The 1,983-nt window shown below is 38.2% G+C and carries 3 protein-coding genes; 1 reads left to right on the top strand and 2 read right to left on the bottom strand.

Features of this window, described 5'->3' with window-relative positions; all coding sequences use genetic code 11:
• Positions 1-215 precede the first annotated feature (215 nt).
• The gene (locus WBM49_RS04070) at positions 216-1,133 is read right to left on the bottom strand and encodes an IS110 family transposase (RefSeq protein WP_424370789.1); all 918 of its coding nucleotides are present in this window, start codon (positions 1,131-1,133) and stop codon (positions 216-218) included.
• Positions 1,134-1,325 carry a hypothetical protein gene (locus WBM49_RS04065; RefSeq protein ID WP_424370788.1) on the bottom strand — a complete coding sequence of 64 codons (192 nt, stop codon included), beginning with the start codon at positions 1,323-1,325 and terminating at the stop codon, positions 1,134-1,136.
• 173 nt (positions 1,326-1,498) lie between these two features.
• Between WBM49_RS04065 and WBM49_RS04060 the strand changes: the two genes are divergently transcribed.
• The gene (locus WBM49_RS04060) at positions 1,499-1,969 is read left to right on the top strand and encodes a hypothetical protein (protein ID WP_424370787.1); all 471 of its coding nucleotides are present in this window, start codon (positions 1,499-1,501) and stop codon (positions 1,967-1,969) included.
• Positions 1,970-1,983 lie beyond the last annotated feature (14 nt).

The raw sequence follows: 1,983 nt of genomic DNA, 5'->3' as shown, positions 1-1,983 counted from the left end.
CAAATAGGTTGGGTAATAGCAGAAAGAGTAGAACTTGCAGACAACTAAATATTAATAACTATTGCCAACAATGTGTATAATTCATTGCTATTTAGAGCCTACTTACGAAAGTCCTCGCGGACTTTCTATCTGTGATTTATTTGCTAAATTTAGTGCTTAAAAACGCAACTACTCATAGGTACTGTGTCAAAAAACAAGTTTTTTCTTTAAAATTTTTAGGAAACAAGTTGAGCAATCAATTTGTTATCCTGTGCAGCAAGGGTCTTTGACCTTTGCTGCTTTTTCTTTTCAAACCCGGCATCGTAGTTCTCCTCGTTGCGCCACAATGTAAACATCAATATCAATAGCTTTCGTTGAACGGCTATTAAGGCCACCAACGGCTTTGCTTTCTTAGGCTTTAGTCTGTTATAGAATTGTTTCAATGTTGGATTACATCGCACACAGGCCATAGAAGGCATGTGTAAAACACCCCTTATGTGACTATTGTCTTTTTTGCTGATTCTGGTCTTACCCTTGAAGCTGCCTGACTCCCTCAATACCACGTCATAGCCCGCATAACTGGTCAATTGTTTGATATTGGTTATCGATTCAAAACCCAGGGTCTCCCCAACGACCGTTGCTGCAGATATAAATGAAACCCCTGGGATACTTTGCAAAAACCCGAGTTTGCTTTTCACTTCCGGATCCTTCGATACCAACTCCCTCATCTCAGCCTCAATAGAGGCCAATTGCACATTGATCAGTTTGAGTCTGGCCAAATGTCTTTTCGTTGCCTTGGGATTACTGTGATGACATGATTCCTTGGCATCCTGGCGATTTTTCTCCACTGTACGGTCTTTTAACAGGGCAGATCGTTCCCGGCTCAATGCCTTTAATTCTTGAAGACATTTGCCTGGAGGATGCCAAAGACGTAAGTCCCTTTCTAATCCATGCATACTGAGCATTCTACTGTCGAGTGCATCGGTTTTAGAGCGTTGGTCAAGGCTTTGTGCATAGCGCTTTACACGGCCAGATTGCCTAATACATACGGCATAACCGTGTTGATAGAGATAATGGGCCACCCCTTGGTGATAAACCCCTGTAGCCTCCATCACTACAATGAAATCAACATGGGTATCAAGTAATTTTCTCAATCACTTCAACAACACTTTGAAGCCCGCTACATCATTACTGATATCCGGATGGGCCTTGAAGACTTTGCTCAGTTCGCCGGTCAGCGAACCCAGTGGCAACGACAAATTCGATTTTGATACATCAATTCCTAACGAATGCTTTAATATCTTTTTCATTTCCTTGGTTTTATAAGCTATAATTCTCTTTGTCATCTTTGCTCGCGTTTGATTCGATCTCTTTTAAAAGGATCCAGGTACTGTTCAGATTCTAAGAGAACCATAGAAGGGTGGGAATTCTATGAAACGATATCACCAGTGTATCTAGCCAAGACCTCTCTGTCCCTTCTAGTTTAGCTCTTATTAATAATTAGGAAACTACTATATTTATGAATAATAATGGCACAAGAATAAACATACGAGCCAAAGCCGTTGTAGTTAATAACAAAAAAGTGAAAAAAAAGAGATTAGGATTTTTCTTGATCGTTTTGGTAATCCTTTCCTGCTCATCATCCAAAGTGATTACAAAAAAGGATTATGTGATAACAAAGCATAAATCTGAAAATAGTAGATACCTACCATATCTTATTGTAAGTTGCTTTGATTATTATCCTGAAGGGAAAAGAAATCCGATTCCAGCAAGTATCAAGATTAATGACCTTTTGTTTCTTGGAGAAATTGTTGGGGACTCAATACATAACGTAATTTTCAGACCTATTCCAAATAATACATTTGACATTGAAGTTAATTGGCTTGGAAAAATACCAGTCCAAATAAATAATTTAAGAATTAATGAAAATGATTCTATAATAGTTGAAATAAATATGAAAGATTCAAATGAACCCATAATATGTTACTAACTACAACAACGCCT

The organism is Muriicola sp. (genome assembly GCF_049669965.1).
In the GTDB taxonomy this organism is placed as follows: domain Bacteria; phylum Bacteroidota; class Bacteroidia; order Flavobacteriales; family Flavobacteriaceae; genus Muriicola.
This window is presented reverse-complemented; position numbering and strand designations above follow the sequence as displayed.